4 protein-coding genes are annotated in these 4,374 nt (G+C 43.4%); 1 reads left to right on the top strand and 3 read right to left on the bottom strand.

Going from position 1 to position 4,374, the window contains the following annotated elements:
- Positions 1-208 precede the first annotated feature (208 nt).
- Positions 209-613, top strand: a complete 405-nt coding sequence (locus tag AB5123_RS13950; RefSeq protein ID WP_046439839.1) for a bis(5'-nucleosyl)-tetraphosphatase — start codon at positions 209-211, stop codon at positions 611-613.
- A 610-nt stretch (positions 614-1,223) separates the two neighbouring features.
- On the opposite strand, the gene AB5123_RS13945 is transcribed toward AB5123_RS13950, so the two are convergent.
- The 3 genes from AB5123_RS13945 to AB5123_RS13935 all read right to left on the bottom strand — a co-directional run bounded on the left by AB5123_RS13945 (position 1,224) and on the right by AB5123_RS13935 (position 4,231).
- A complete protein-coding gene (locus AB5123_RS13945; protein WP_117891432.1) occupies positions 1,224-2,717 on the bottom strand; it encodes a sodium:solute symporter in 1,494 nt (497 codons plus the stop codon).
- A 240-nt stretch (positions 2,718-2,957) separates the two neighbouring features.
- Positions 2,958-3,062: a DUF3789 domain-containing protein gene (locus AB5123_RS13940; protein WP_256321622.1), complete on the bottom strand. Its 105-nt coding sequence runs from the start codon at positions 3,060-3,062 to the stop codon at positions 2,958-2,960.
- Between the two features lie 80 nt (positions 3,063-3,142).
- The gene (locus tag AB5123_RS13935) at positions 3,143-4,231 is read right to left on the bottom strand and encodes an SLC13 family permease (RefSeq protein ID WP_368364967.1); all 1,089 of its coding nucleotides are present in this window, start codon (positions 4,229-4,231) and stop codon (positions 3,143-3,145) included.
- Between the last annotated feature and the right edge of the window lie 143 nt (positions 4,232-4,374).

The following is a 4,374-nucleotide window of genomic DNA, read 5'->3' as shown; positions in this document are numbered from 1 at the left end:
AAAAAAGACTGCTGTCTTGCTTTTTGGCAAGATCGCAGCCTTTTTTCTTGGGGACTTTTTTTACAGCCCCTTTTTTTATTTTACCTGATTTGTGGAATATGCACAAAATGGGAGTATATTTATTAAAGGGTATAGACAAATGAGGGCTGTTGTGATATAATTAAATCAATGAGTAAATATTGGGGCTAAGCTCCGGAAAGGAAAAATGATGCTGCATGAAAAATCCTGCGGTGCTATCGTTTACAGAAAGTATCACGGCAACACCGAGATACTGCTGATAAAGCATATCAACAGCGGTCATTGGTCATTCCCAAAGGGTCACGTTGAGGGCGATGAAACAGAGGAAGAAACTGCCAAGCGTGAGATCATGGAGGAAACGGGGATAGACGTAAATCTTGATACCACGTTTCGGGAGATAGTGTCCTATTCACCAAGGAAGGACACGCAGAAGATCGTTGTCTACTTTATCGGCAAAGCAAAGAACACCGACTACACTCCTCAGGAAGAGGAGATCGCAGACATACGCTGGGTCGAGATCGGCAGGGCAGGACAGGTCCTGTCTTACGAAAACGACCGCAGTATTGTAAACAAGGCGAAGAAATTTATAATCTGAAAAGAGTTCCATAAAATGCGTTCAGGTGTTGAACGGTGTTTTATGGAACTTTTTGCTGTCTGTATACACATTAATAATGTGGACCCCAAAAAGTTAGTTCAGGTAGGAAAACGGGCGAACACTGTTCGCCCCTACAGTGGATATTATACAAAATTCATGTGGTCAATTTGTGCAAACAAATGATTTATGATTTAATTTGGCAATAATCCATTAATTGTTGCATTTTTTATGCAACAAAAAGAGCATTTTTCAGGGATAAGTAGAAGGCGTCTTAGATACTTGCGGGCACGTACAAGCCCTGTGACTTAGTGAATACGATGAGAGATTCTGGAACAGGCTGTAGAGTACTTGTATCAGGACGTGGGCGTGCATTGTGATATTTTGTGTATACAAAACCTAGGGCATAATACCCAGTGTCATACTCCGAATGCAACTTGAAAATTGAATAAAAAAGGCTAAAACCCACGGCAACAAAATCGTAGGGGCGAACACCGTTCGCCCGCTTGTTTTGTCGTTTCGCTCACTATATCATTTGCATTATCCGCACAAAAAAACAGGAACGAACAAAGTCCGTCCCTGTCTGCGTTTCAATTATGTAAGCGATGTGAAATCATATCTCGCTGTCATTATAACACTCGAACACCTTTTCAGCATGAGCCTTGTCAGCGTCGCTCTGCCTTGTGATAAGGCTAACGATAGGTACAAGAACAAGTCCGAAAAGCATCGCAAATGCGCCTGCGTTGATAGGTGAGGCAAGGTTTATGCCCCAAAGTGTGCCTGTGTGACCTGCAAGGGTGTAGTATGCCATGTGTACGACCGTTATGCCTACTCCTGCGATAAAGCTTGCCATGCAAGCCGCCTTTGTTACGCCCTTCCAGAAAAGTCCGTACATAAACGGCGCAAGAAATGCTCCTGCAAGTGCGCCCCATGAGATAGACATGAGAGTTGAAATTACTGTCTGTGGATTTTTAAGAGTGATTATTGCAAGCACAACTGAGATGATAAGAAATACGGCAATGAAAATTCTCATTGTGATAAGCTGTTTTTTCTCGTCCATTTTTTCTTTCATTATAGGCTTGATAAGGTCGATAGTCAAAGTGGAGCTTGATGTAAGCACAAGCGATGAAAGTGTTGACATTGAAGCCGAAAGCACAAGAACGATAACAAGTCCGAAAAGCAGTGAAGGAAGCTTTTCCATCATAGTCGGAACTATTCCGTCAAAACCGCCCTCCGGAAGTCCGTCAGCGCTCTTGACAAAAAGTCTGCCGAAGCCTCCAAGGAAGTAACAGCCGCCTGCTACCACTACTGCAAAGAATGTGGATACGATGGTGCCTGTTTTGATAGCCTTGTCGTCTTTTATTGCATAGAATTTCTGCACCATTTGCGGAAGTCCCCATGTGCCGAGAGAGGTAAGAATAACAACGCCTGCAAGGTTTATAGGGTCAGGGCCGAATAGTGACGAATATGCACCCTTGTCGCCATTTGCGTCAGAAATATCTCCAAGCAGGTCAAAAGAATTTCCAAGACCACCGTTTTCGCCAAGCACTGCAAGAACTACCGCCGCAATGCCCACAAGCATTACTATTCCCTGAATAAAATCGTTCAGTGCTGTAGCCTTGTAGCCACCCATGATAACATACACCGCAGTGAAAACTGCCATGCCGATTATACAATATTTGTAAGGAATGCCAAAGCCCTTCTCAAAAAGTCTTGACAAGCCGTTGTAGACCGAAGCCGTGTAAGGGATAAGGAATACGAACACGATAAGTGCCGAAACTATCTTCAAAGGCTTGCTGTTGTATCTCTTTTCAAAATACTCAGGCATGGTCTTTGCCTCAAGGTGCTTTGACATTATCCTTGTACGTCTGCCTAAAACTTTCCATGCAAGCCATGAGCCTATGACGGCGTTTCCGATTCCTACCCATGTGGAAGCCACACCGTAATTCCAGCCGAATTTTCCTGCGTAGCCTACAAAAATTACTGCCGAGAAGTATGAAGTTCCGTATGCAAAGGCTGTGAACCATGCTCCAAGACCTCGTCCTCCCAGTACAAAATCATTGACGCTTGCCGATTTTCTGCGGTAATAAACACCTATGCCTATCATAAGTGCAAGGTATAATACCAATACTATCCACCTTGCTGTCAATCCAATACACTCCTTTTACTTCATATGTCGCTTTAAAGCTTTTATGCTTTTGCGTTTTTACTTGCTAAAGTACAATGATACTATTATAGTACAAAGCGGAGTATTTGTCAATACGGACAGGCATAAAAAAGCCACCGCAAAGGGAAATTTTGCGGTGGCTTTTTTGGTGAAAATCACGAAGTTTACCTGTGTAAAACATCATCGTTCATTGTGACGGTCGCTTTCGTCTGCGGTGATACAAAGGCACATTGTCACAACACCCACAAAACCGCCTACCAGCGTTCCTGCAAAAAATTCAAGCATAAAAACACCTCCTGCGGATAGTGTGGGCATTTAGCGAAAATGTTATGCAGATAAAGTGGGCAGGGTATAGAAACCTTATTTCAGTATGCGATCTTTACAGTCAGAGCCATTACAGCGAGAAAAACGATATTTGCGGCTGTGAAATATGCGAAATATCTGCCTTTGATATGGGGGTGGCTGCGGCATATCTGCTTGTAGGATATAAGGCTTGCCATGGAGGCGATAAGAGTGCCAAGGCCGCCTATGTTCGTTCCTATTATAAGTGCGTTCAGCTTGTTGGTGAAGCCTGAAAGGAGTATAGCGCATGGAACGTTGCTTATTATCTGACTTGCGGCAACGGCAATAAAAAGCTCGTGACCGTTTATTATGCTGCTGAGTACACTGCGGAAAATCTCTACTCTGCCCATATTTCCGATAAAGATGAAAAATCCGCAGAATGTAAGAAGCAGTGAGTAATCAACTGTTTTAAGCACGTTTCTGTCAGCAATGGCAGAGAAAGCAAGTGCGCAGAGGGTTGTTATCTGCCATGGGATAAGCCTTGCAACTGTAAGCAGGCAAAGGACAAAAAGCAGGACGTATCCTGAAAGCTTTGTCTTGTCTTTAGTCGAATATGTATCGAAGTTTTCAGCAGTTATATCTGTCTTGACAGACAGTTTTCCTGACTTTTTACACACTGCAAGCGTCCACAGAAAAAGCATCGCTCCTGCAACAATAGTAAAGGGAAGCATAAGTACAAGAAAATCTTTCAGCTTCATATCCGATACACCAAAAAGGTATAGATTCTGAGGATTGCCTATAGGCGTGAGCATACTGCCAAGATTTGCGGCAATAGTCTGCAGAACGACAATGGGTATGAGAAGCTTGTTGCCTGCTTCACCGAGAGTTGAGAGGGCGGTGAGAGTGAGGGGAACAAAGGTCAGAAGTGAAACGTCATTTGTTATGAACATACTTGAAAAGAAGCAAAGCCCCACAAGCACTATGGAAAGCTGAAATGCGGTATTGACTTTGCTTATGATGAATTTTGCACTGCGTTCAAAAATGCCAAGACCTTTGCAGCCCTCGGTCACTGTCATAAGAGAGAACAGAAGTCCAAGTGTTCGGAAGTCGATATAACTTGCATATGCTTTGTCAGGTGTGACGAAAAATGCAGATATAACGTCCCTGCCCAACAACCCACCACCCTACCCAGCCAACTCCAAATAGAGTAAACTAGAATTATCTAAGTAAGTCGAACCGGAGTTGATCAGAATGAACGAAATAGCAAGGATAAAGAACGAAGTCAGACTAAAGCAATGGGCTGAAATGGTCAGGC

It is taken from the genome of Ruminococcus sp. RTP21204st1_B2_RTP21204_210225, from assembly GCF_040914135.1.
Classification (GTDB): domain Bacteria; phylum Bacillota; class Clostridia; order Oscillospirales; family Ruminococcaceae; genus Hominimerdicola; species Hominimerdicola aceti.
The sequence above is the reverse complement of the archived record's forward strand: the minus strand, read 5'-3'. Positions and strand labels throughout refer to the sequence as shown.